The organism is Cyclobacterium roseum (assembly GCF_010119225.1).
GTDB classification, from domain to species: domain Bacteria; phylum Bacteroidota; class Bacteroidia; order Cytophagales; family Cyclobacteriaceae; genus Cyclobacterium; species Cyclobacterium roseum.
The window spans coordinates 24,125-47,472 of record NZ_WNKF01000021.1; the positions used below are offsets into that span (position 1 = coordinate 24,125).

Below are 23,348 nucleotides of genomic sequence, written 5' to 3' on the forward strand. Positions count from 1 at the left end.
ACCTTATTTGACTATATTGCACCTTTAATTTTCTGTACAGTGCCAAGTGAATTGACAAAAGACCAAACCCATTAATCCATTTGTTCATGAATTTCACCGCCTTAGACCTCATTATCTTTATAGGTTACTGTTTATTAATTCTCCTGATGGGATACCTGGTATCCCGGGAGAAAAAGGGACACATTAAAAATTCAAACGATTATTTTCTAGCCAGTAAAGCATTGCCCTGGTGGGCGGTGGGCGCTTCCCTGATCGCTTCCAATATCTCTGCAGAGCAGTTTATTGGCATGTCAGGATCTGGATTTGCGCTTGGGCTCGCAATATCTACCTACGAGTGGATGGCAGCTGCCACGCTGATAATCGTCGCCATTTTCTTTTTACCGATTTACCTCAAAGAAGGCATCAGCACCATGCCGCAGTTTCTGCTGCGCCGATATGATTCCCGGGTAAGAACGGTCATGGCCGTCTTTTGGCTTTTGGTGTATGTTTTTGTAAACCTGACCTCCGTGCTTTACCTGGGAGCTCTAAGCCTGGAAACCATCCTGGGTGTCCCGCTGGTATACGGAATTGCCGGCCTTGCCGTATTTGCCATGCTATATTCCATCTATGGGGGATTAAAGGCAGTGGCCTGGACAGATGTGGTTCAGGTTTTCTTTTTGATCTTGGGTGGTCTGGCAACTACCTACCTGGCCTTGTCCATTGTGGGATCAGGCGATGTACTGGCAGGTTTTGCATCCCTGCTTCAGGAGGCCCCCTCCCACTTTCAAATGATCATTAATGAAGGTGAAATGATGATTCCGGATGGTTCTGGAGGAGAAAGAGATGCGTATATGGACCTTCCCGGTATCAGTGTTCTCATTGGGGGTATGTGGGTTATTAATCTAAATTACTGGGGGTTTAACCAATACATTACCCAGCGGGCACTCGCAGCCAAATCGCTTAATGAAGCGCAAAAAGGAATGGTTTTCGCCGGATTCTTGAAATTATTGATGCCACTGATTGTGGTAATCCCGGGTATTGCTGCCTTTGTTATCGTCAATCAGGGCTTAGATGCTACTTTCATAGAATCCATGACCGATCCGGATTCGGGTATTATAAAATCGGACCGGGCGTATCCTACCTTGCTACAACTCTTGCCTTCAGGGTTGAAGGGACTTGCTTTTGCAGCGTTGACGGCTGCCATCGTGTCATCGCTCGCTTCCATGGCCAATAGTACTTCAACGATATTTACCCTGGATATCTATAAGACCTTTTTAGATGAAAAAGCCTCGGAAAATAAGCAAGTGCGGGTAGGAAGAATTACCGCAATTGTTGCTTTTATTGTTGCAGCCATCGTCGCACCGGCATTGAGCGAATTGGACCAGGCGTTTCAGTACATTCAGGAATACACGGGATTTGTTTCTCCCGGCGTATTTGCCATCTTCATTTTTGGTTTTTTCTGGAAAAAAACTACTTCCAATGCCGCACTTACGGCTGCAGCATTGACAATTCCGCTATCGACAGCCTTCAAATTCCTGACTCCGAGCCTTCCCTTTATCGACCGGATGGGGGTGGTTTTCCTTATCATTTCCGCTTTGATTATCGGAATCAGTTTGTTTGAAGGCAAAGGCAAAGACCATCCGAAGGGAATTGAAATCACAAAAGATCTTTTTGTTACCAGTACAAAATTTAAGATCGGTGCCATTTTAATTTCGGGAATCATTGCTGCCCTCTACATAGTATTCTGGTAATTCAAAAAAAGTATACACTTTCATGAGACGACTACTGATTGGATATGACGTGGGAAGTTCTTCGGTTAAAACTACCCTGCTGGATGCGGATTCTGGCAAAGTGGTGGCTTCAGAAGGATTACCCAAAGAAGAAATGAACATCGATGCACCTCAGCCGGACATGGCCGAACAGGATCCGGAGCTTTGGTGGAAATACATTCGGGCTACGACCCAGGAAGTACTCCGAAAAGCCGATGTAAAAACAGGCGAAATGAAAGGAATCGGTATTTCCTACCAGATGCACGGTCTGGTGTTGGTGGATAAAAACTTTTCAGTGATCCGTCCCGCCATTATCTGGTGCGACAGTAGGGCCGTAGCGATTGGAAGAAAGGCTTTTCAGGAAATGGGAGAGGATTACTGCTTGAAGCACCTGTTGAATTCCCCAGGAAATTTCACCGCGTCCAAGCTCAAGTGGGTGAAAGAGAACGAACCGGCAGCGTATTCCAACATCCACAAAATAATGCTTCCGGGAGACTTCATTGCCATGAAGCTCACCAATGAAATCCTAACCTCCGAAACCGGATTATCGGAGGGCGTGTTCTGGGATTTCATAGAAAACGATGTTTCAGGCCAGCTGTTGAGCCACTACGGAATTGATAAATCGCTTTTGCCAGAGGCCGTTCCTTCCTTTGGAATCCAAGGGAAGGTGTCGGAATCCGCTGCCCGTGAATTAGGGCTGGAGCCGGGCATTCCGGTCACCTACCGGGCCGGCGATCAGCCGAATAATGCCTTTTCGTTAAATGTGCTGGAAGAAGGTGAATTGGCGACGACAGCAGGAACCTCGGGAACCGTGTATGGGGTCAGCTCTCGTCCGGTATTTGATCCCCATTCCAGGGTAAACACCTTTGTTCATGTGAATCACCGGTCTGATGATCCCCGGTACGGAGTGTTACTATGTGTCAACGGAACCGGTATTTTGAATAGTTGGCTTAAAAAGCTCTTGGGAGGAAGCCAATACAGCTACGAGCAAATGAACCAACTTGCAGCAGAGGTCCCCATTGGTTCGGAAGGCTTGAGTTTCATTCCTTTTGGTAACGGGGCAGAACGAATCATGCAGAACCAACAGGTGGGGGCGCATCTGTCCCGGCTAAATTTACTGAAGCATGACCACAGACATGTGCTGCGTGCCGGGCAAGAAGGAATCGTATCCGCCCTTACCTATGGGTTTCAAATCATGAAAGACATGGGGCTCAACCTAAAAACGGTGAAAGCAGGGAAAGCCAACATGTTTTTGAGCCCCCTTTTTAGGGAAGCTTTTGTGAATATGAATGAGGTTTCCTTGGAATTGTACGATACCGATGGAGCCCAGGGGGCCGCAAGGGGAGCAGGTATTGGAGCCGGAATTTACGCCGGTCCGAGAGAAGCTTTTGAGGGACTGGAGCGAATTCAGGTATTGGATCCGGAGATGGAAAAAATCAAGGCTTACCAGGATGTCTACCAGCAATGGGAAAGCAACCTCAATCAAGTGAAATAAATTAATTACAATTGTAAATACCTTAACTAATCGATTACCATGTCAAAATCATATTTCCCAACTATCGGTAAAATCAAATTTGAGGGGCGGGATTCTAAAAATCCGCTGGCTTTCCGGTTTTATGACGAAAACCGGATCATTCAAGGAAAAACCATGAAAGACCACTTTCGGTTTGCGATTGCTTATTGGCATAGCTTCTGCGGCACAGGAAACGATCCTTTTGGTCCGGGCACCCTGGTGCGGGAATGGGACAAAGCATCTGACCCGATTCAGCGAGCAAAGGATAAAATGGACGCTGCCTTTGAGTTCATCAGTAAAATAGGTGCTCCTTTTTATTGTTTTCACGATGTGGATTTGATAGATGAAGGGGAAGATATTGCTACCTATGAAAAGCACATGCAGGCCATAGTGGAATATGCAAAACAAAAGCAGCAGGAGACAGGCATCAAACTGCTTTGGGGTACGGCCAATGTGTTTAGCAACCCCCGCTACATGAACGGTGCTGCTACCAATCCTGATTTCAACGTTTTGACCAGGGCGGCCACGCAGGTCAAAAATGCCATTGATGCCACCATCGCTCTTGGCGGCGAGAATTACGTTTTCTGGGGAGGAAGAGAAGGGTACATGTCCCTTCTGAATACCGATATGAAGCGGGAAACAGAGCACCTGGCACAATTCCTCAGCATGGCAAGGGATTATGGCAGAAAGCAAGGATTTAAGGGTACATTCCTGATCGAACCAAAGCCCATGGAGCCCACCAAGCATCAATACGACTACGATGCAGCAACAGTCGTAGGATTTTTGAGGCACTACGGACTGGATAAAGATTTCAAATTAAACCTTGAAGTGAATCATGCCACCCTGGCTGGACACACCTTTCAGCATGAGTTGCAAGTTGCTCAGGATGCCGGTTTGTTGGGCAGCATAGATGCCAACAGGGGAGATTATCAAAATGGATGGGACACCGACCAGTTTGCCATCAATCTTCAGGAACTGACCGAAGCCATGCTGGTATTGTTACAGGGGCCTGGATTCACTACCGGAGGGGTAAATTTTGATGCCAAAATCAGGCGAAATTCCACCGACCTGGACGATCTGGTTCACGCCCATGTAGGAAGCATGGATGCATTTGCCAGAAGTTTACTCATTGCCACTGATATCATGGAAAAATCCGATTATCAATTGCTCCGCAAAAGAAGGTATGCTTCCTACGACGGTGGTAAGGGAAAGGATTTTGAAGAAGGAAAACTCAGTCTGGAAGATCTGAGATCCCATGCATTGGAAATCGGTGAGCCAGAGATGATCAGTGGGAAACAAGAGATGTACGAAAATATCCTCAATCAGTACATATAATACGTAAAAACCATATAAATAGTAAAACCAAAAACGGCTTCTTTAGATGAGAAGCCGTTTTTGGTTGTCCTTTATTCCTGGGCTAGCAAGGCATTTATTTCCTTGATCAGGACTTCGCTGAGCCCTGGAACCAGATTCAGGTCCTCGTCCCAAAAATCAATTCTGGAAAGTACACTGCCAACCAGGTCTTCCGTCGTTTTGATCTTCCATAATTGATCGAAATAATGCAGGTTTTCCTCCTTATCCCGCAGGGGAATGGGTTCTCCTTTGTAATGACCCCGGTAGAAAACCAGCAGTGCAGCAAAGGCTTTACACAGGTTCGAAGGCAACCGATCCTTTTTTTGGATATACTCCAACAGCGAGGGGAGCACCCGTACCTTCCATTTGGCGATGGAATTCAAGGATATGTCCATCAGCTTGTGTTTGATAAACGGATTTCTGAATCGATCCAGCACATCGGCAGCAAAAGGTTCTAACAGTTCGGGAGACAAATCCATGGAAGGGATGATTTCTTCAAAAATGGTTTTCTCCACAAATTCACTGGTTTCGGAGTCGTCCATCGCTTCCTTGACTAAACGCTGTCCATTTAGATAAGCTACCGGTACCATACTGGTATGGGCACCGTTTAATATCCTTACTTTCCGTGTGCGGAAAGGACTTAAATCGTCTACAAATTTCACATTCAGTCCCAGTTTCGCTACCGGAAAAGCCTCTGGAAGCCATTCGGGTCCTTCTATGGCCCAAAAGTGAAATGGCTCGGCTATAACCAGCTGCTCGTCTCTAAACCCAAGTTGCTGCTGGATTTTTGGGGCTGTCTCTACCGGGAATCCGGGCACGATACGATCCACCAAGGTATTGCAAAAAGAATTATACTTCACCAGCCAATCTTCAAAAGAACCGGGAAGGTTCCAAAGATTGGCATACCTGAGGACGTTTTCTTTGAGTTTATCTCCGTTGGATTCCACCAGTTCACAAGGAAGGATTACCAGTCCTTTCTCAGGGTCTCCGTTAAAATGAGTAAAACGCTGGTAGAGCATTGCTGCCAGTTTTCCGGGAAAAGCATCGGGGGTCAGCGTGCGGTCCATGTCTTTTTCTTCAAAATAAATCCCAGCTTCGGTAGTATTGGAAAAGACAAACTCCAATTCCGGCTCGTTACCCAACGCCAAAAATGCGGGGTAATCGATATAAGGGTTAATAGCCCCCCTGACGCATTGAATCAACCGGTCTTCTTCGACGGTTTGGCCTTTTTGGAAGCCCCTTGTAAGCAGGTGATACAGGCCACCCTGGGCATTGATCCCGGCGGCCGGTTGGCGACTGTGTACCTGTACCATTTGAATGTCACCATTAAAATCCGTTTTCTCATTCAGCAGGTCCACCATCCAATCGGCGAATCCCCTCAAAAAATTTCCGGTACCAAACTGGACTATTTTTAACGGTCTGCTTTGGTCGGAGGGAATGTTTTTTCTGTGTAAAGGTTTCATAAATTATTCAGGATTAGTTGAGTTAGTATTAAGTTGGATATTTGGAATTCTGCTGGAGGAGGTACGAATGATCAGGTTCGCGTCCAGGACTTTTTTAATCCTGGGTTTTGGTCTGGAATCTCCGTTGATCATTTCAAAAAACAGGGCGGCTGTATTTTCGCCGATGGAAATGGCTTTCTGATCGACTGTGCTCAGCGCAGGTTCAGTAAACTCCGTAAAGGGTTCATTGCTGAAACCAATCAGCCCCACTTCTTGTGGAATCCTTACCTGATTTTTTTTCAATTCCTGCAGGGCACCCACAATGGCGTAATCACTTGCCGAAAAGATGGCATCAAACCCAAAACTCTGATCCAATAGAAATCGCGCACTATTCCTCCCCCCATCCAGTTGCATGTTGCTTTCTACTACCATCTTGGCATCAAAATGTATACCATTATCCAGCAATGCTTGCGTATATCCGCGTAACCTTTCCTGGTAAATTTTTATTTTCATATGGCTGGTAAAATGAGCAATGTGGCAGTATCCCTGTCGAATCAGATGGTTGGTAGCTTGATAGGCAGCGGCATAGTCGTCGATTATTACTTGATTCACTTCCAGTTCGTCCGTGGTTCTGTCAAAAAATACCAATGGAATCCCTTTTTGAATGACGGACTCAAAATGCGCAAATGAATGCGTGTTTTTTCCCAGGGAAACCATGATCCCATCCACCCGGGCATCTAACAGGGCATCGATCGTTTCAACCTCTTTTTTATAATCATCATACGATTGGCTGATCATGACTTTGTAATCCCGGGCATTGGCATATTCTTCTATTCCACGGACGATGGAGGAGAAAAAATTCCGGTTGATGGTTGGAACAATAATGCCAATAAGCTTGCTTTTTCCGTGTCGGAGGGCCGCGGCAATTCGATTGGGCTTGTAATTGATCGCCCTGGCAGCTTCCAAAACCATTTTTTTTGTAGCAGGACTTATTCTGGGGTGATTGTTTAATGCCCGTGAAACGGTAGAGGCAGTGACACCCACCTCCATGGCGATGTCATGAATGGTAATTTTTTCTTTTTTTTTCATTAGGAAGTCCAGGAAACCAAAAATAGCAAAACAGCCCTGAGACTGTTTAAAATGAATATTAAGGAAATAATCCAGCAAATGCAATCGATTGCGCTATTATATGTTTTATTCTTTTGTTATATTCTTTATATTTAATCCTTTATTAAACCGTTTCCTAATTCTTATTCAGGAAATGAAAGTGCCTATGCCGTGAGTACCATAGAAAGTACTGTGATAATTAATTTAATCTCATTAAACTTTAATATTTAAAAATACACTTATGAAATTCAATAGTAAATTTTGGTCACCTGTTGCAGCCTCAATTTTACTTTTATCCCTCTCATGTTCCAACGAAAAAAATGTGGAAGAAGAAGTGAAAACCACCTTTAACGGAGAAGAAAACGAAATCAAGTTATTAACCTTAGACCCGGGACATTTTCATGCCCACCTGGTAAAAAAATCCATGTACGAGCAGGTCGATCCAAAAGTACATGTTTACGCCCCAGGCGGCCCGGAGTTGGAGGCTTACCTGCAAGCCATAGAAAGTTACAATACCCGGGAAGAAAACCCTACCAATTGGCAATTGGAAGTATACACGGGGGATGATTTCCTGGAAAAAATGATCCGGGAAAAGAAGGGAAATGTAATGGTGACAGCCGGTAATAACCGGGAAAAGACCGCAAATATCAAGGCGACCGTAGATGCTGGTTTTCATGTGTTGGCAGACAAGCCCATGGCCATTGATGTTGCCGGGTTTGAATTGCTCAAAGAAGCGTTCGCCTCGGCCAGTGAAAACAACGTGTTGCTCTATGATATTATGACCGAACGGTTTGAAATTTCGACCATTCTTCAACGGGAATTTTCCATGATTCCGGAGGTATTCGGCACCTTGGTGGAAGGAAGCCTGGAAGACCCAGCGATCACCAAAGAAAGTGTGCATCATTTTTACAAGCAGGTTTCCGGCAAGCCGCTGATTCGACCCGCCTGGTTTTACGACGTGAGCCAGCAGGGAAATGGAATAGTGGACGTAACTACCCACCTGGTAGACTTAGTACAATGGGAAAGTTTTCCCGAAACGGTTATTAATTATGAGACCGATATTGAAATGCTTGAGGCCAGAAGATGGACGACGGACCTGAGCATGGAACAGTTTTCACGTTCCACAGGTTTGGACGCGTACCCGGATTACTTGCAAGGGGTGGTAGAAAACGACACCTTAAAAGTGTATGGAAACGGGGAGATAAACTATAAGATTAATGGAATTCATGCCAAGGTATCTGTAATCTGGAATTACATCGCACCCGAAGGGTCTGCCGATACCCATTATTCCATTATGAGAGGAACCAAATCTAATCTGGTGATCCGGCAGGATGCGGAAGAAAATTACACACCTGAGTTATATCTGGAACCGGTGGAAGGAGTGGATCCGGAAGCATTTGAAACGACGGTTCAGGAGCAGGTCAGCAACCTGTCCGGTAAGTTCAGCGGGCTCGATGTAGTGAAGGTAGAAGGGAAAAATTCCTGGCGAATAGTCATTCCACAGCCATTCAGGACGAGTCATGAAGATCATTTCAGGGAGGTAACGGAAGCGTACATCCAATACCTCACCGAGGGGAAATTGCCCGATTGGGAAGTTCCTAACATGCTGGCAAAATACTATGTCACCACCAGAGGGCTTGAATTGGCTCAATAAATTGCAGTAGCAATCTGTACATGGAAAATGAAAGAAGAGAGTTTATCAAAAAGGCTGGCCTGGTTGGGGTGGGGCTGACAGGAGGGATCCCCTTCCCCGCTGCCATCGCAAACGCTCCGGCCCATACCAAAACCGAAATGAACCGTACCGAACAGAGTATTATAGGACCTTACGGCCCTTGGTTGGATCGTGTCATGAATAGGGAATTACCATCCCTCTCATTTCGTAATGATTCGTTTACCGATCTGAACGAATGGAAATCCCTTGCTCTAAGCCGTACCAGAGAAAGGCTGGGCATACCGGCGTTGGGGGAGCTACCCCGCATGAAGGTCCATGATTCTCAGGTGTACGATGGGTTGCAGATAGAGGAGGTTTCCTGGCAGTTATCCTATGGACACCCTACGAAAGCACTTATTTTGAAACCGGAGGGCGCTACCGGTAAATTACCAGCGATCCTTGCTTTTCATGACCATGGAGGGAACAAGTATTTTGGCCTTAGGAAAATTACGAAAACCGGAAAAGGGCAGCACGAACTGATGAGGAGTCATCAGGATCATTATTACGAAGGAAAAGCCTGGGCCAATGAGATGGCTAAAAGGGGCTATGTGGTCATGATACCAGATGCCTTTACCTTTGCCAGCAGAAGGGTAATGATGGAAGACGTTCCCGAAGATCAACGTTCCGGACTGTCCGACAAGGATCCGGAAAATCCTGAATCCATCGAAGCTTATAACCAATGGGCCGGTCAGCACGAGCATGTAATGGCCAAATCGCTTTTTTGTGGCGGCACTACCTGGCCGGGGGTGTTTTTTGCGGAAGATCAGATAGCCCTGGATCTGCTTTTGTCCCGTCCGGATGTGGACGAAGAGAACGTAGGCTGTGGCGGATTATCCGGGGGCGGTCTACGTACCGTAATGATGGCCGGTTTGGATCACCGAATCAAATGTGCCGTTTGTGTGGGATTTATGAGTACCTGGACTGACTTTATGCTAAATAAAGCCTATACCCATACCTGGATGACTTATATTCCCCGCTTGCCGGAGGAATTGGATTTTCCAGAAATCCTGGGGCTGCGGGCTCCACTACCAACCTTGGTGTTAAATGACGAGCAGGATCAATTGTACACCTTACCCGAAATGAAAAAGGCCGATCTGATTTTGCAGGAGGTCTTTGAAAAGGCAGGAGCAGCGGATCGTTACAAGGCCTCCTATTATCCGGGCCCACATAAATTTGATCAGGCCATGCAGCAGGAAGCCTTTTCCTGGTGGGACAAATGGCTGAAAACATAAAAATAATTTCATGAAAAATAATCCTATTACCCAAATGGCGAGTGCCCTGCTGGTTCCCTTTTGTTGGCTACTGCTATCCATCACTGCCGCCGAGGCCCAAAAAGAGCCAGATGAGATGCTTTGTGTGGGGGCGCACTGGACCGAAGAGGAAGGAGCCGCATTCCTTCAAATGATGCGGGAAGAATACAAAAGTGAAAGGGCCTGGGATAAACGGGCCAAAGCCATTCGAAAACAGATTCTGAAGGGAACGGAGCTACAGCGGATGCCTGAAAAAACGGCCCTGAATCCTATTCTGGGAGAGGTGCGCGTACATGAGGGTTATCAAGTTCAAAATGTAGCCTTTGAGAGCCTGCCAGGGGTATATGTGACGGGAAGCATTTACATGCCCCTCGAAAATTCCGGAAAACTGCCGGGCATCTTGAGTCCGCATGGACATTGGGATCAGGAAGGGGATGTCGGACGCTACCGGGCCGATGCCCAAAAACGATTCGCTTCCATGGCACGAATGGGAGCCATGGTCTTTGCGTACGATGCCGTGGGCTACGGGCAGCAAAAGGAGCTGGGTTGGGAGCACCGTGCCGATGGAGAAGTGCTCAAGCTGCAGCTGTGGAACAGCATTCGAGGGGTTGATTTTATCCTTTCCCTGGGCGCGGATCCGGAAAGGCTGGCCGTTACCGGAGCTTCCGGTGGGGCCACCCAATCGTTTTTGCTGGCAGCAGTGGACGATCGAATTGACGTGGCTGCACCGGTGGTAATGGTCTCGGCTCATTTTTTTGGTGGATGTGTGTGTGAAAGTGGCATGCCCATTCATAAATCCAAAAATTTTCAAACCAATAACGTGGAAATCGCAGCGATGATCGCCCCCAAACCTTTGTTATTGGTATCTGTTGGAGGGGATTGGACCAAAAATACTCCAGTGGTAGAATATCCCCACATACAATATATTTACAATCTGAAGGGAAAGCCGGAAAGGGTACAAAATGTACATATACCAGAAGATAACCACGGATACGATGCCAAAAAGCGACAAGCGGTCTATCCCTTTCTGGCCAAACATTTGGGACTGGATCTTTCAAAAGCCTTGCATGCCGATGGGAGTTTAAATGAAGCGGATGTAGTGTTGGAAACGCAAGAGACCCTGTATCCCTTTAATGACAACAACCCCTTTCCTGAAAGTGGGATTACCTCTATTTTTAATGTAAAATGGGACTAGAAATGAACAAACAGCAAACCTACAGAAGGGATTTTCTAAAAAAGACCCTGGTATCGGGATTGGCGCTGAGTACCTTGGGAGCCTGGTCCGCCAACGCTTCTTCCATGAAATTTGGACTGGTGACGTATTTATGGGGGAAAGACTGGTCCTTACCTGAACTGATTGCCAACTGTGAAAAAACGGGGTATCAGGGAGTCGAATTGCGTACCGAGCATGCCCATGGCGTGGAGGCACACCTAAATAAAACGGAAAGAAGGGAAGTCCGGAAACGGTTTGCGGATAGTCCGGTGACTTGTATCGGGTATGGCAGTAACTTTGAATACCACAGTCCGGAGCCCGCTGTCCTGATCGAAAACATTCAGCAAACCAAAGCCTACATTCAACTCTGCAGGGACATTGGTGCTACGGGGATCAAGGTAAAGCCCAATACCTTGCCGGAGGGAATTTCCCGGGAAAAAACCATCGCTCAAATTGCTAAATCGCTGAGTGAAGTAGGGGAGTATGGGGCTGATCACGGACAACTGATCCGGGTGGAAGTTCACGGGCGAACTACCCAGCAATTACCAGTGATGAAGGAAATATTTGATCAGGTAACATCCTCAAATGTGAAAATTTGTTGGAATAGCAACGATACGGATCTGATGGATCCTGGATTGGAAGCGAATTTTGCCATGGTAAAGAAGTGGTTGGGAGATACTACTCATGTGCGGGCTTTCAATGAGAATTCCTATCCTTATCAGAAGCTTTTCCGCCTATTGGATAGCGCCGCCTATCAGGGATGGGTATTGTTGGAAGCACATAGCGATCCCGCAGATAAAATCGCTTCCATGCAAGAGCAAAAAGAGCTTTTCGAAGTGTTCATGAAAAATATCTGATTTTTAAAAAAAGAAACCTAAAACTAAGTATGTCAGAAAGAAGAGAATTTATTAAAAAAAGCCTGCTGGGTAGTGCGGGTATTGCCATAGCGGGAATGAGTATGAGTGCGAAGTCCTACGCTAGCATTATGGGAGCCAATGATCGGATGCATCTGGCTGTTATCGGAATCCGGGGACAGGGAACCAATCATATCAACCAATTTTGTAAACTGAAAGAAAGCCGGAACGTAGTAATTAAAACCTTATGTGATGCGGATGAGAATACCTGGGCCGAAAAAGTAAAACTGGTAAAGGATAGCGTTGGAGATACCCCGGGTACCGAATACGATATGAGAAAGGTTCTGGAGGACCCGGAGGTAGATGCGGTTTCCTTTGCGACCCCAAATCACTGGCATGCACTGGGTACGATATGGGCCTGCCAGGCAGGTAAAAATGTCTACGTGGAAAAGCCGGCCAGCCATAATGTATATGAAGGGAGAAAGATGATCGAAGCAGCGCGAAAATACAACCGGATTGTACAGGTAGGATTTCAGAATCGTTCCATCCAGAACGTAATGGAAGCCATGAAATTTTTACATGATGGCAATATTGGAGAGGTGTATATGGCCCGCGGCTTGTGCTATAAGCCACGAAATTCCTTTGGTATTTCAAGGGACAGTGCCCCACCGGAAGGCCTTCACTATGATTTATGGCTGGGCCCGGCTCCTTACAGAGCCTATAATGAGAAAAAAGGCCACTACAACTGGCACTGGCATTGGGATACCGGCAACGGTGATACCGGCAATCAAGGGCCTCATCAATTTGACATCGCCAGATGGGGTTTGAATAAAAATGAGCACCCTGTATCCGTGTATTCTGCAGGTGGAATTTACGGGATTTCTCCTCAAGAGTGCTCGCAGGAAACACCGAATACGCAGACCTCCCTTTTCACCTACGATGATGGAAAAATGCTGGAATTCGAAACCCGGGGCAGGTACACCCATGGGGAATCCAGCCTTGGAATTAAAATAGGAAACATGTTTTACGGGACGGATGGCTACCTCGAACTGAATGGTAGTACCTGGAAGGCCTTTCGAAAGGATGAAAAAGAGCCTTTTGCCAGCTCCCAGAAAGCGCAGGCTGAAACCTCGGGAGGATCCAATGTGTTGGCTGCTCCTGGAGGATCCGAACATTATGCTAACTTTCTGGATGCCGTCAGAGATGGTAAAAAGGAAAGCTTGCATTGTGATATCCGGGAGGGATACTATTCTTCCGCCTTGCCCTTGATTGCAAATATCTCCTATCGCCTGAAAAGAGAATTGAAATTTATGGGAGAGTATGAGAAGTTTGCCAATGATACAGAGGCAGATACCATGCTGACCAGGCCCAGCCGGCCACCTTATGTGGTTCCGGAACAGGTTTAATTTCGGGCAGGATAGAAACAAAGGGGAAGACATGATGTCATTCCCTTTTGTTTTTCGGCTTTAACGGTTCTGCCGGATTTTTCGAAATATACCGAAAAATGTCGCTTAGTATGATGAATCAAGTAGTTCCAATTCTGTAACCCATTATCTTATGAATCGCATATTCTTCACCGTATTGATTTTTTTCTTTCTTGGTTTTTCAAGTCAAGCTCAGGAAGATTTAAAGGTCATCCAATCGCATTGGGTCAGTTTTACGGATGGCCCCAATGCGCTTTACAAGCATCAGGCAGCGCAGGCCTTTCAGATGCTGGATGCCAGGGAGGAGGCGGTAGAGAAATTGCATACCCTTGGGGACTGGAAAGGTTGGCAGAAACAGGTAAAAAAAACATTGATGCAAGTAGTGGGACCCTTCCCGGAAAAGACCCCACTTCGGCCAGAAATCACCCGAACGATTCAAAAGCCAGGCTATCGGATGGAACACCTGGTCTTTCAGTCCCAGCCCGCGTTCTATGTTAGTGCCACTCTTTTTATCCCGGATGGATTAGAATCAAAAGCCCCGGCCATTATTTATTGTTCGGGACATGCCCTGGAATCCTATAGAAGTGTTACCTACCAACATGTAATTTTGAACCTGGTAAAAAAGGGGTTTATCGTTTTGGCTTTTGATCCGGTAGGTCAGGGAGAACGACTCGAATACTATGATTCCGCTACGGGAAAGCCTACCATTGGCGGACCAACCAAACAGCATTCCTTTCCGGGTGCACAGGCTTTTATTGCCGGCTCCTCCCAGGCAAGATACATGATATGGGACGGTATCAGGGCGGTTGATTACCTGATTTCCCGCTCAGAAGTGGATCCGGATAGATTAGGCATCACCGGCAGGTCCGGCGGCGGGACCCAAGCGGCTTACATCGCTGCATTTGATGACCGTATTTACGCTTCCGCTCCGGAGAATTACCTGACTAATTTTAAGCGGCTCTGGTTAACTCACGGGCCACAGGATGCCGAACAAAATTTCTATCGGGGGATTGCTTCCGGGCTGGATCAACCCGACTTGCTGCTGGTGAGAGCACCTAAACCCAATTTGCTTATCGCCACGAGCAGAGATATTTTCAATATTGAAGGGGCAAGAGAAACGGCAAAGCAGGTAAGCCGGATTTACCAGGCTTTCGATGCGCCGGGTAATTTTGCCTTGGTGGAAGACGACGCGGGCCACGCATCAACGCAGAAAAACAGGGAGGCCATGTATGCCTTTTTCCAAAATCATTTAAATCTACCTGGTGAGTCATCAGATGAAAAGATAGATACATTAAGCAACGAAGAACTCCAGGTCAGTCCAAAAGGACAATTACTGGAAACGTACCCGGGAAAGACCATACAGCAACTTAACCTGGAATTCCTTTCGGATCCACCTACGGGAACCCTGGAGGAGCGGGTTGCGGATTCAAGGGAATTATCCGGATATCTGGAGCCGGTGGGTACATCGGAGCGTATGATGACTGGCAGGTACCAACGCGACGGATATACGGTAGAAAAGCACCTGATAAAAGGAGAGGGAGGATATTGGATTCCTTTTTTGCTACTGGTACCGGAGGAGATTACCACCGAGGCGGTTCTTTACCTGCATCCCGAGGGTAAAGCGGCTGATGCCTCAGTCGGGGGCGAGATGGAGGCTTTGGTAAAAGAAGGCGCCATGGTCATGGCACCTGACTTGTTGAATACGGGGGAAATGGGAAGCGGTGGATTTAATGGGGATTCTAATTTCAAAGGAAATTCCTATAACCATTGGTTTGGCAGCATTCTGATCGGGCGGAGTCTGGTGGGCCTGCACGCCGGGGATGCCAATCGACTGGCAAAGGTGCTGCAGGAAGTATCCGGAAGTAAAACCATCAAAGGCCTGGCCAAGGGACGCATGTCAGCCGTTCTGCTGCATGCAGCAAATTACAATGAGGCCTATTCATCGATTGCATTAATCGACCCCATGGTATCCTACCGAGCGCTGGTGCAAGAACGAAACTACGACCCTTCCCTGATTCCTTTTGCCGTGGCCAACTCGGTATCCCATTATGATTTGCCTGATTTGTTGGAAAACCTGGCGGACAAAAGACCCCTGGTATTGCAGAGCGGTGCCGCCGGGATGCCTTCCGAGGGTCAATCCCTGTTGCCGGAACGAGCAACCATGGAAAAAATAAAGGTTATTCAAACGGGTGATATTGAAGAAAGAAGCGGTTATTTAAAGGAATGGCTGCAACCTTGATTTGTATAAGAACAATATCAATTTGATCCATGTATCGGGGTGGTTGGCCCTAAAACAGTAAAAGCTACCCCGTATTCTAAGGGGTAGCTTTTACTTGGTTATCGCTTGTCCGTTTTAATTACGGTTAATGGCGTTCAGCATGTCGAAGGCCAATTCCAGTCGTTTTCCGAAATTTTCCTCTCCTTTACGTAGCCAAACCCGTGGATCGTAGGATTTTTTATTAGGGTTATCCGCGCCCTCGGGATTTCCCAGTTGCGTCTGAAGGTATCCTTCTTTTTCGTGGTAATATTTCAATACCCCTTCCCAGAAGGCCCATTGCAAATCTGTATCGATATTCATCTTGATGGAGCCGTATCCATTTGCTTCCCGGATCTCTTCCACTGTGGAACCTGACCCGCCGTGAAATACGAAGTTTACAGGCTTACCGGTAGTTCCGAATTTTTTATTGATAAAATCCTGCGAGTTTTTTAGGATATCTGGCCGAAGTGAAACGTTGCCGGGCTTGTAGACCCCGTGCACATTTCCGAAGGCAGCAGCGATGGTAAACATGTCACCCACCTTGTTTAGCTCTTCGTAAGCATAGGCGACTTCCTCGGGCTGTGTGTAAAGTTTGGAGCTGTCTACATCGGTATTGTCTACGCCATCTTCTTCTCCACCAGTTACCCCCAGCTCTATTTCTATTGCCATTTGAAGTTTTGCAAACTCTTTGAAGTAGTCTACCGAAATGGAAATATTTTCTTCCAACGACTCTTCTGACAGGTCCAGCATGTGCGAACTAAACAAAGGCTTTTTAAAGGCTTCATAATAAGCTTTTCCTTCGGCCAGTAAGCCGTCAATCCAGGGAAGCAATTTCTTAGCCGCATGATCCGTATGCAAAATTACGGGCACTCCGTAAACTTGCGCCATTTTTTGTACGTGCATGGCTCCGGAAACACCACCAGCGATAGAAGCCTGTTGTTTGTCATTGGGCAAGCCTTTTCCAGCAAAAAATTGAGCACCCCCATTCGAAAACTGGATCATCACAGGAGAATTGACTTTTTTTGCCGTTTCCAGCACAGCATTTACGGTATTACTGTTGATACAGTTTACAGCTGGCATTGCAAATTCACTTTCTTTGGCATAGGCCAACAGGTCTTTCAGCTCTTCGCCGTATTTTACTCCAGGTTTGAATTTCATAAGGAATGGTTTTTGATGAATGATAGTAGGATTCTATTTCAGGAAGAAATAAAGAATCAGAGTGCAAAGATAGGAATACCGTTGAACAATTGCCTTATGATTTGCATGAAAATAACCGATTTGCCAAAGAATGCTAGTGGAAACACGGTTTTAATCTTTATTAGAAACTATAAAATTTCCTTTTTATCTTTGATTTATGGAAAAGATAACCATCACCGGAGTACCAGAACATTTTAATTTCCCTTGGTTAAAGTTAGTAGAAAAGCAGCCATTTTTGGACGAGGAGATACAACTTGTATGGGAAAATGAATCCAAAGGCTCTGGAGCCATGAATAAAGCCATCCGGGAGGGAAATACGGATTTGGCGATTATTCTTACCGAAAGTTTCGTAAAGGACAAAATTGAAGGAAACCCGGGAAAAATGATTGGTTTTCATGTAGAATCACCTCTTGTATGGGGAATCCATGTACCTGGAAGCTCCAAATTGGAGGAGGTTTCTGAATTAAAGAACGTTCCTTTTTTGGTAAGCAGGATGGGGTCAGGGTCTCATTTGATGGCCTTTCTCCTGGCCAGAGAGCATGGCTGGGACACAGCGGACATTAATTTTGAAATTATTGGTAATCTGGATGGTGCCATCAAATCGTTTAAGAGTGCCAATCCCAAAGCCTTTCTTTGGGAAAAATATACCACCCAGCCCCTTGTATCAAAGGGTTGGTTCCGAAGGATCGGTGAAATACCTACTCCCTGGCCCTGTTTTGTGATTGTGGCCTCCGATAATTTTCTAAAGAATCACCCGGGTCTCTCCGACAGGCTGCTGAATGCCATTTATGACATCAACACGGGCCTGATGCAGGATAAAAAAGCAATTGCTCCGACGATTCAAAAAGACTATCACCTGGGTGCCGATGATGTGAATCAATGGTTGGAACAAACCTCCTGGGCTACCTCAAAGGAGATTCCTCCGGTGCATTTGGAGAACACCATGAAAATTTTGGCTGAGGTAAACTTGATTCAAAAGACCCTCCCGGTTAGTGCGTTTATAGCAGCGGAAAGGCCATAAAAAAAGTGCTGTCCCGAATCGGAAACAGCACTAAGTAACTACCTTAAATTCGCTGGATGATCTTATTCACATCTGATAAAGAAGAATGAAACCTGTCAGGTTTCATCTACTTGAAGTGTGTTGTTGCTTGAATAGCAACAAAAACCTGACAGGTTTGCAGATTTTAGAAACTACCTTAATTATTTAATATTTAAATATCCGAATAGTCAGTCGGTTGAAGCAAGCGTGTATCGTTTCTGGACACCGTATTCCGATATTCTTCCAGGTCTTTCATGGCATCCCAGTCAGGATCGGTCCGAAAGGCATCCCAATGTGCATTCCGGTCTTCCATGTTTTCGAAGGTGGTCAGGTACATCAGGTTTGGCATATTCGCTCCTGCCAATGTTTCTGCGTAGAAAACGGGATTAAAATTAAGTTTGTCAAAAATGTCAATTTCACCGCTATTAAACATTTTTACTTTTTGGCGGTAAAGCCTTTCCGTGGCGGCTTCATAACTTCTGAGTTCATACACCCGTTCTGACATGGGGGCAGTCAGATTTGGTGTAGCCATTCTTGGGCTACCTGTAAATGCCTGAAGTAAAGCCGTTTCAAGACGCTCAAAAGGAGCTTTGTCATGGGCAGCGTGGATATAATCTTTGCCGGCATTCTGGTAGGCCTGGTCTTTATCCAATTTTACTTGAAATTGAAAATACGCTTTCGAATTTTTGAATGGGAGCAGTACGTATATTTTTGTTCCGGCATCCTCTTCAGAACTCAGCGGTTTAAATACCCCCACATTGCTCAGACCAGCCCGGTGCGCTGCTGGAATAAATGCTGTTTTCAGGTATTCATCCACCATTTTTTCCTGGCCTTGGTTGGCAATATGGTAAATTTTCAATTCGTAAAGATCTCTTTTTCCATCCTGTGCCTGGGAAAGCGAGGAGCTGGTTAAAGTAAACAGTAGTAAAAGGCTTCCGGCAATCAGAAGAGGGCAATTTTTTAGCATGTTATCTTGAGTTTTGTGTGTTAAGAAAACCCCTATCGGGGATTCGTTACATAAATGTAAATAAAATCAAACTACTTTAAAAAAAAAGTATAGCAATGGCAAATAAATTATTATTTTTGGTTTTTGCTTCTGTTGAACGACAGGTTTAAATTTTGAAATAATTATTTTAAGGAAATGAAACGGATTTTAGTAACCGGAGGGGCTGGGTTTTTAGGCAGTCATCTCTGCGACAAACTTTTAGGTGAAGGACATGAGGTCCTTTGTGCCGATAATCTTTTTACAGGAAGAAGAAGAAATATCCACCACCTGCTGGACAACAAAAATTTCGAATTTCTACGGCATGATGTGACCTTACCGATGTATGTTGAGGTAGATGAAATTTACAACCTGGCCTGTCCCGCCAGTCCCGTGCATTATCAGTTTGATCCGGTACAAACGACCAAAACAAGTGTGATTGGTGCCATTAACATGCTGGGCCTTGCTAAGCGATTAAAAGTAAAAATATTGCAGGCTAGCACCAGTGAGGTATATGGAGACCCGGAGGTGCACCCTCAACCAGAATCCTATAAGGGAAGTGTGAGTGTCACCGGCCCAAGGGCCTGTTACGATGAAGGTAAAAGATGTGCCGAGACCTTGTTTTTTGATTACCACAGGCAGCATAAACTCAACATAAAGGTCATACGGATTTTCAATACCTACGGACCGCGCATGCATCCTTCCGATGGTAGGGTGGTGAGTAATTTCATCGTGCAGGCATTGAAAGGAGAGGACATTACCATTTTTGGAGACGGGATGCAAACTCGAAGCTTCGGATACGTCAGCGACTTGATTAGAGGGATGCACTCGATGATGAATAGCCCAAATGAATTTATAGGACCCGTGAATATCGGCAACCCAGTGGAATTTACCATGTTGGAACTGGCGGAAAATGTACTGCAATTGACAGGGTCCAAAAGCAAACTGAAATTCCTTCCCTTGCCTCAAGACGATCCCATGCAGCGGAAGCCAAACATCGATTTGGCCAGGGAAAAATTAGGATGGGAACCAAAGGTGCATCTCAAAGAAGGCCTGGTAGAAACCATCCAGTATTTTGAGCAGGTTTTGAGCGAAGGACAGTATTAGTCAAGCTATTTATGAGCTTAGGGGCATTGTTTTTCTACGGAAGGGCAATGCTTTTTTTATGCATGCTTTTTCCAGTTGAATGAATCTGTTTAGTAGCATTTTAATGGACTGTTTCTTTAAACACTGATTTTAGTTTTTTAAATTATAAATTTTGTAATTTGTAATAAATCAAAATAAAAATTAATTTATGAACAATAATAATTTGTTTTTATTTAAAAATAATCGGTAAAACCTTTTTTTATTTGTTCTCTGGTTACTACCTTTATTAGGTAAAAATTCATCACCCATAATACATGTTGCCATGAAAAGCACTTATAAAATTTTTGCAATCGATGATGAGCCTTCGGTATTGCTGATCATCAAACATTACTTCAAGGAAAAATTTGAGGTCAGTGTTTTCAATAAGCCTGCTGATGCCATTGCCACCATGCATGAAGGAAATTTGCCGGATATTATTATTTGTGATTTGAACATGCCGGAAATCAGCGGGACAGAGTTTGTGGAGTTGATCCGGTCCAGTGGTTTTTTTGAGGCCATCCCTTTGATCGTTCTTTCGGCCACAGAATCTTCGGAAAAGAAGATCGATATTTTGAACCTGGGAGCGGATGATTTCATGGTGAAGCCCTTCAACCCAAAAGAATTGGAAGCTCGGATAAATTCTATTTTAAGAAGGACTGGTAAACCAGCATTGGAATCCATCAATGGGTGATACGATACCAAAGATTGCCTTGATATCTGAAAATCAACAGCTAGTGGAGGTAGTGAACCAGGCTCTGACAGGGGTTTTTGAGATTGCTACTTATTCCAATGGTATCATTTTTTACAACCAGCTATCTCAGGCTAAGTCTGAATTTGCAATGGTTATCAGCGAATCCTCTATGAAAGGGGTTCACGGGCTTCCGCTGAAGCATACCATGGAAAAGCTGGGTTTTGGCCACATTCCTTTTTTTTTAGTGGTAGACCAGGCAAGTCGTGAAGACATTCTTCAAGCCGTAAGGCAGGGTATTTCTGATTTTATTTTCAAGCCGATTGATAGACGAAAGTTGTTGACACGATTGCAATTTCAGATCAGTCATCCGATTCAGAAAATAAAGGAATCAAAGATTACTCCCCTAAAACAGTATAAAATTCCAAAAATTAAGCGGCTATTTGATATCCTGGTTTCCGGTTTGATATTAATAGCCTTGTCTCCTCTGTTTCTAGTAATTGCGATTTTAATAAGACTGGAATCCCGCGGACCGGTTTTTTATTATTCATACCGGGTTGGCACCGGTTACACCATTTTTAAATTTTACAAATTCCGCTCAATGGATCCCGATGCAGATGCCAAGCTCCAACAATTAAAACACCTGAATCAGTACCAAAAGCCAGAAGATAATAGTGCGAAAGAAGTAACCGCGGCGAGGTCAAGTTCCGTAAAAGAGCTTTGCGAATTCTGCGAACAAGCTGGGGGTGGCTGTCTTCAGCCGCTGTATGACGATAATAAGATGGTGTGTGAAAAACTCTTGTTAGCAAAAAAATCTGGCAATCAGGATGCCGCCTTTATTAAGATTAAGGATGATCCCAGAGTCACCCGCATTGGAAAGTTTATTCGGAATACCAGTATAGACGAGTTGCCCCAACTTTGGAATGTACTGAAGGGGGACATGTCTCTGGTTGGAAATCGCCCCCTTCCGTTATACGAAGCGGAGAAAATCACCACCGACAAATATGCCCTGCGGTTCCTGGGTCCAGCTGGCATAACCGGTCTCTGGCAAGTAGAGAAAAGAGGAAGAGGGGAGATGTCGGAGGAAAAGCGACTAAGCCTGGACAACGATTATGTCAAGAATTTTTCAATCTGGTTTGACCTGAAAATATTGCTTCGGACCATTCCTGCTCTCTTTCAAAGCGAAAACGTTTGATTTATTAATTTCCAAAACAGGGTAACGCGCCCCTCCCAGGTATTTTTAGAGGCTTCCTGATACCTTTGCAGGCCTTTTTGGGGCGTATTCGATTCCAATTCCTCAGTGATGGTCCGGCTAAAGGCTTGGGCATCTTTTTCGAGACGGATGAGGGGCGAAAAGGATTGAATATCTTCCGAGAATGGTGTGGCCACGATAGGCTTGCCGGATGCCAGGTACTCATTGATCTTCAGTGGGTAAATGCTTCTGGTAACCTCGTTGCAAAGAAAGGGTAGGATCAGCACATCGAAATGGGCCAGATACGAAGGAAGTTGTTCTATTTTTTTTGGTCCGGTGAAATGCAGGTTGGGTAACTTGTCCAAATCCACGTCTGTATGCCCCCAATGGTTTCTTGGTCCTACCATGACCAGACTTTTTTCGGGATTGTTTTCGCAAATTCCTTTTAAGAGCTCGTAGTCAATCCGATGGCAAATATTGCCGGTGTATCCAATGATGGGTCTGGGAAGGGTTTTCAATTCTTCCGGTAAAGGAATTTCGTCTTCAAAGGCTGATTTGAATAAATTGAAATCCGCGGCATTGGGAAAATAAGCCACATTTTCTCCGGATAGTTGTTCCAGATCCTTTTGAAGCAATCTGGAAGTAGCCAGGCTTAGCCGGGCATTTTTTACCGCCTCAATTTCAAGGTAGGAACCATGCTTCCGGAGGTAAGGCTCCAGCGCTCTTATATTGTCGCGGGATTGGTAAACAAAGGCTTTGGGAGTAAACCCTTTCGGCAAGCTGCTCAGGTAAAGTGGGTTAAAGGAATTGAAAAAAATATAATCTGTAATATTTAATTTTAGGAGTCCCTTTTGAATGCTTTTGCTCAATCGCCGGTTATTCCATCCCGCAAGCAGGCGATATAGTTTTCCGGGAGGCAGCCAATTAATGGGAAGCATCAGGGGAGGGGTCAGCGCAAAAAGATTGGTATGGTATTCGGTCAGGGGAGTCAGACAATTTTTTCCATAAAGCAAGGCAGGTATTCTCGCTTTGAGATGTTTTTTTTTTCTTTCCCGGATAAAATCAATTAGTGTAAATGGGTAATCCACATAAATGACGATCTGATTTTGGGCAAAGGTTTTTGCCAGGGACCAGGAAGCTGAGGAAAAGTCTCCATCCCATCGGGACATGCTGGTCATGACTATGGGAAGTTGCTTGAATTCATTGATCGAAAAATTGCTCATAAAAAACCGTTATTTTAGCCTTGTACCTGT

At 45.4% G+C, this 23,348-nt stretch carries 18 protein-coding genes; 13 read left to right on the forward strand and 5 right to left on the reverse strand.

The features are described from left to right. Positions 1-86: 86 nt before the first annotated feature. The 3 genes from GJQ68_RS20695 to xylA are packed head-to-tail and all read left to right on the forward strand — an operon-like array spanning position 87 to position 4,596. Positions 87-1,730, forward strand: a complete 1,644-nt coding sequence (locus tag GJQ68_RS20695; protein ID WP_162419178.1) for a sodium/sugar symporter — start codon at positions 87-89, stop codon at positions 1,728-1,730. Positions 1,731-1,752: 22 nt separating this feature from the next. After that, entirely contained in the window at positions 1,753-3,243 is a 1,491-nt protein-coding gene (locus GJQ68_RS20700; protein ID WP_162419179.1) for a xylulokinase, read from the forward strand. 39 nt (positions 3,244-3,282) lie between these two features. Beyond that, positions 3,283-4,596: a xylose isomerase gene (xylA, locus tag GJQ68_RS20705; RefSeq protein ID WP_162419180.1), complete on the forward strand. Its 1,314-nt coding sequence runs from the start codon at positions 3,283-3,285 to the stop codon at positions 4,594-4,596. Between the two features lie 71 nt (positions 4,597-4,667). Here xylA and GJQ68_RS20710 read toward each other — a convergent pair whose 3' ends face one another. Next, on the reverse strand, positions 4,668-6,077 hold the full coding sequence (locus tag GJQ68_RS20710; RefSeq protein WP_162419181.1) for a tagaturonate reductase: 1,410 nt from the start codon (positions 6,075-6,077) through the stop codon (positions 4,668-4,670). Positions 6,078-6,080: 3 nt separating this feature from the next. Next, positions 6,081-7,145: a LacI family DNA-binding transcriptional regulator gene (locus GJQ68_RS20715; RefSeq protein ID WP_162419182.1), complete on the reverse strand. Its 1,065-nt coding sequence runs from the start codon at positions 7,143-7,145 to the stop codon at positions 6,081-6,083. 259 nt (positions 7,146-7,404) lie between these two features. Between GJQ68_RS20715 and GJQ68_RS20720 the strand changes: the two genes are divergently transcribed. The 6 genes from GJQ68_RS20720 to GJQ68_RS20745 all read left to right on the forward strand — a co-directional run bounded on the left by GJQ68_RS20720 (position 7,405) and on the right by GJQ68_RS20745 (position 15,854). After that, on the forward strand, positions 7,405-8,817 hold the full coding sequence (locus tag GJQ68_RS20720; RefSeq protein ID WP_162419183.1) for a putative oxidoreductase C-terminal domain-containing protein: 1,413 nt from the start codon (positions 7,405-7,407) through the stop codon (positions 8,815-8,817). A 20-nt stretch (positions 8,818-8,837) separates the two neighbouring features. Then, positions 8,838-10,106, forward strand: a complete 1,269-nt coding sequence (locus GJQ68_RS20725) for a prolyl oligopeptidase family serine peptidase (protein WP_162419184.1) — start codon at positions 8,838-8,840, stop codon at positions 10,104-10,106. 10 nt (positions 10,107-10,116) lie between these two features. Next, positions 10,117-11,319 carry an alpha/beta hydrolase family protein gene (locus tag GJQ68_RS20730; protein WP_235941824.1) on the forward strand — a complete coding sequence of 401 codons (1,203 nt, stop codon included), beginning with the start codon at positions 10,117-10,119 and terminating at the stop codon, positions 11,317-11,319. A 2-nt stretch (positions 11,320-11,321) separates the two neighbouring features. After that, positions 11,322-12,194, forward strand: coding sequence for a sugar phosphate isomerase/epimerase family protein (locus GJQ68_RS20735; RefSeq protein WP_162419185.1), 873 nt, complete (start codon positions 11,322-11,324; stop codon positions 12,192-12,194). Between the two features lie 29 nt (positions 12,195-12,223). Beyond that, positions 12,224-13,597 carry a Gfo/Idh/MocA family protein gene (locus GJQ68_RS20740; RefSeq protein WP_162419186.1) on the forward strand — a complete coding sequence of 458 codons (1,374 nt, stop codon included), beginning with the start codon at positions 12,224-12,226 and terminating at the stop codon, positions 13,595-13,597. Between the two features lie 151 nt (positions 13,598-13,748). Next, positions 13,749-15,854: an alpha/beta hydrolase family protein gene (locus GJQ68_RS20745; protein WP_162419187.1), complete on the forward strand. Its 2,106-nt coding sequence runs from the start codon at positions 13,749-13,751 to the stop codon at positions 15,852-15,854. A gap of 114 nt (positions 15,855-15,968) precedes the next feature. Here the strand turns inward: GJQ68_RS20745 and fbaA are convergent, their stop codons facing one another. After that, positions 15,969-17,030 (reverse strand): class II fructose-bisphosphate aldolase, encoded by a 1,062-nt coding sequence (fbaA, locus tag GJQ68_RS20750; protein ID WP_162340253.1) that lies wholly within the window; start codon positions 17,028-17,030, stop codon positions 15,969-15,971. Positions 17,031-17,226: 196 nt separating this feature from the next. Here fbaA and GJQ68_RS20755 point away from each other — a divergent pair, with 196 nt between their 5' ends. Then, positions 17,227-18,090 (forward strand): type 2 periplasmic-binding domain-containing protein, encoded by an 864-nt coding sequence (locus tag GJQ68_RS20755; protein ID WP_162419188.1) that lies wholly within the window; start codon positions 17,227-17,229, stop codon positions 18,088-18,090. 190 nt (positions 18,091-18,280) lie between these two features. Here GJQ68_RS20755 and GJQ68_RS20760 read toward each other — a convergent pair whose 3' ends face one another. Further along, on the reverse strand, positions 18,281-19,075 hold the full coding sequence (locus tag GJQ68_RS20760; protein WP_162419189.1) for an NIPSNAP family protein: 795 nt from the start codon (positions 19,073-19,075) through the stop codon (positions 18,281-18,283). Between the two features lie 174 nt (positions 19,076-19,249). Between GJQ68_RS20760 and GJQ68_RS20765 the strand changes: the two genes are divergently transcribed. From GJQ68_RS20765 to GJQ68_RS23450, 3 genes are all read left to right on the forward strand, one after another. Then, positions 19,250-20,197: a UDP-glucuronic acid decarboxylase family protein gene (locus tag GJQ68_RS20765; protein ID WP_162419190.1), complete on the forward strand. Its 948-nt coding sequence runs from the start codon at positions 19,250-19,252 to the stop codon at positions 20,195-20,197. A 301-nt stretch (positions 20,198-20,498) separates the two neighbouring features. Then, complete coding sequence (locus GJQ68_RS20770) at positions 20,499-20,906, forward strand: response regulator transcription factor (RefSeq protein ID WP_162419191.1); 408 nt, start codon at positions 20,499-20,501, stop codon at positions 20,904-20,906. After that, complete coding sequence (locus GJQ68_RS23450) at positions 20,899-22,098, forward strand: sugar transferase (RefSeq protein ID WP_162419192.1); 1,200 nt, start codon at positions 20,899-20,901, stop codon at positions 22,096-22,098. The genes GJQ68_RS20770 and GJQ68_RS23450 overlap by 8 nt, the downstream gene beginning before the upstream one ends. On the opposite strand, the gene GJQ68_RS20780 is transcribed toward GJQ68_RS23450, so the two are convergent. Further along, entirely contained in the window at positions 22,080-23,318 is a 1,239-nt protein-coding gene (locus tag GJQ68_RS20780) for a glycosyltransferase (protein ID WP_235941825.1), read from the reverse strand. The genes GJQ68_RS23450 and GJQ68_RS20780 overlap by 19 nt on opposite strands. Between the last annotated feature and the right edge of the window lie 30 nt (positions 23,319-23,348).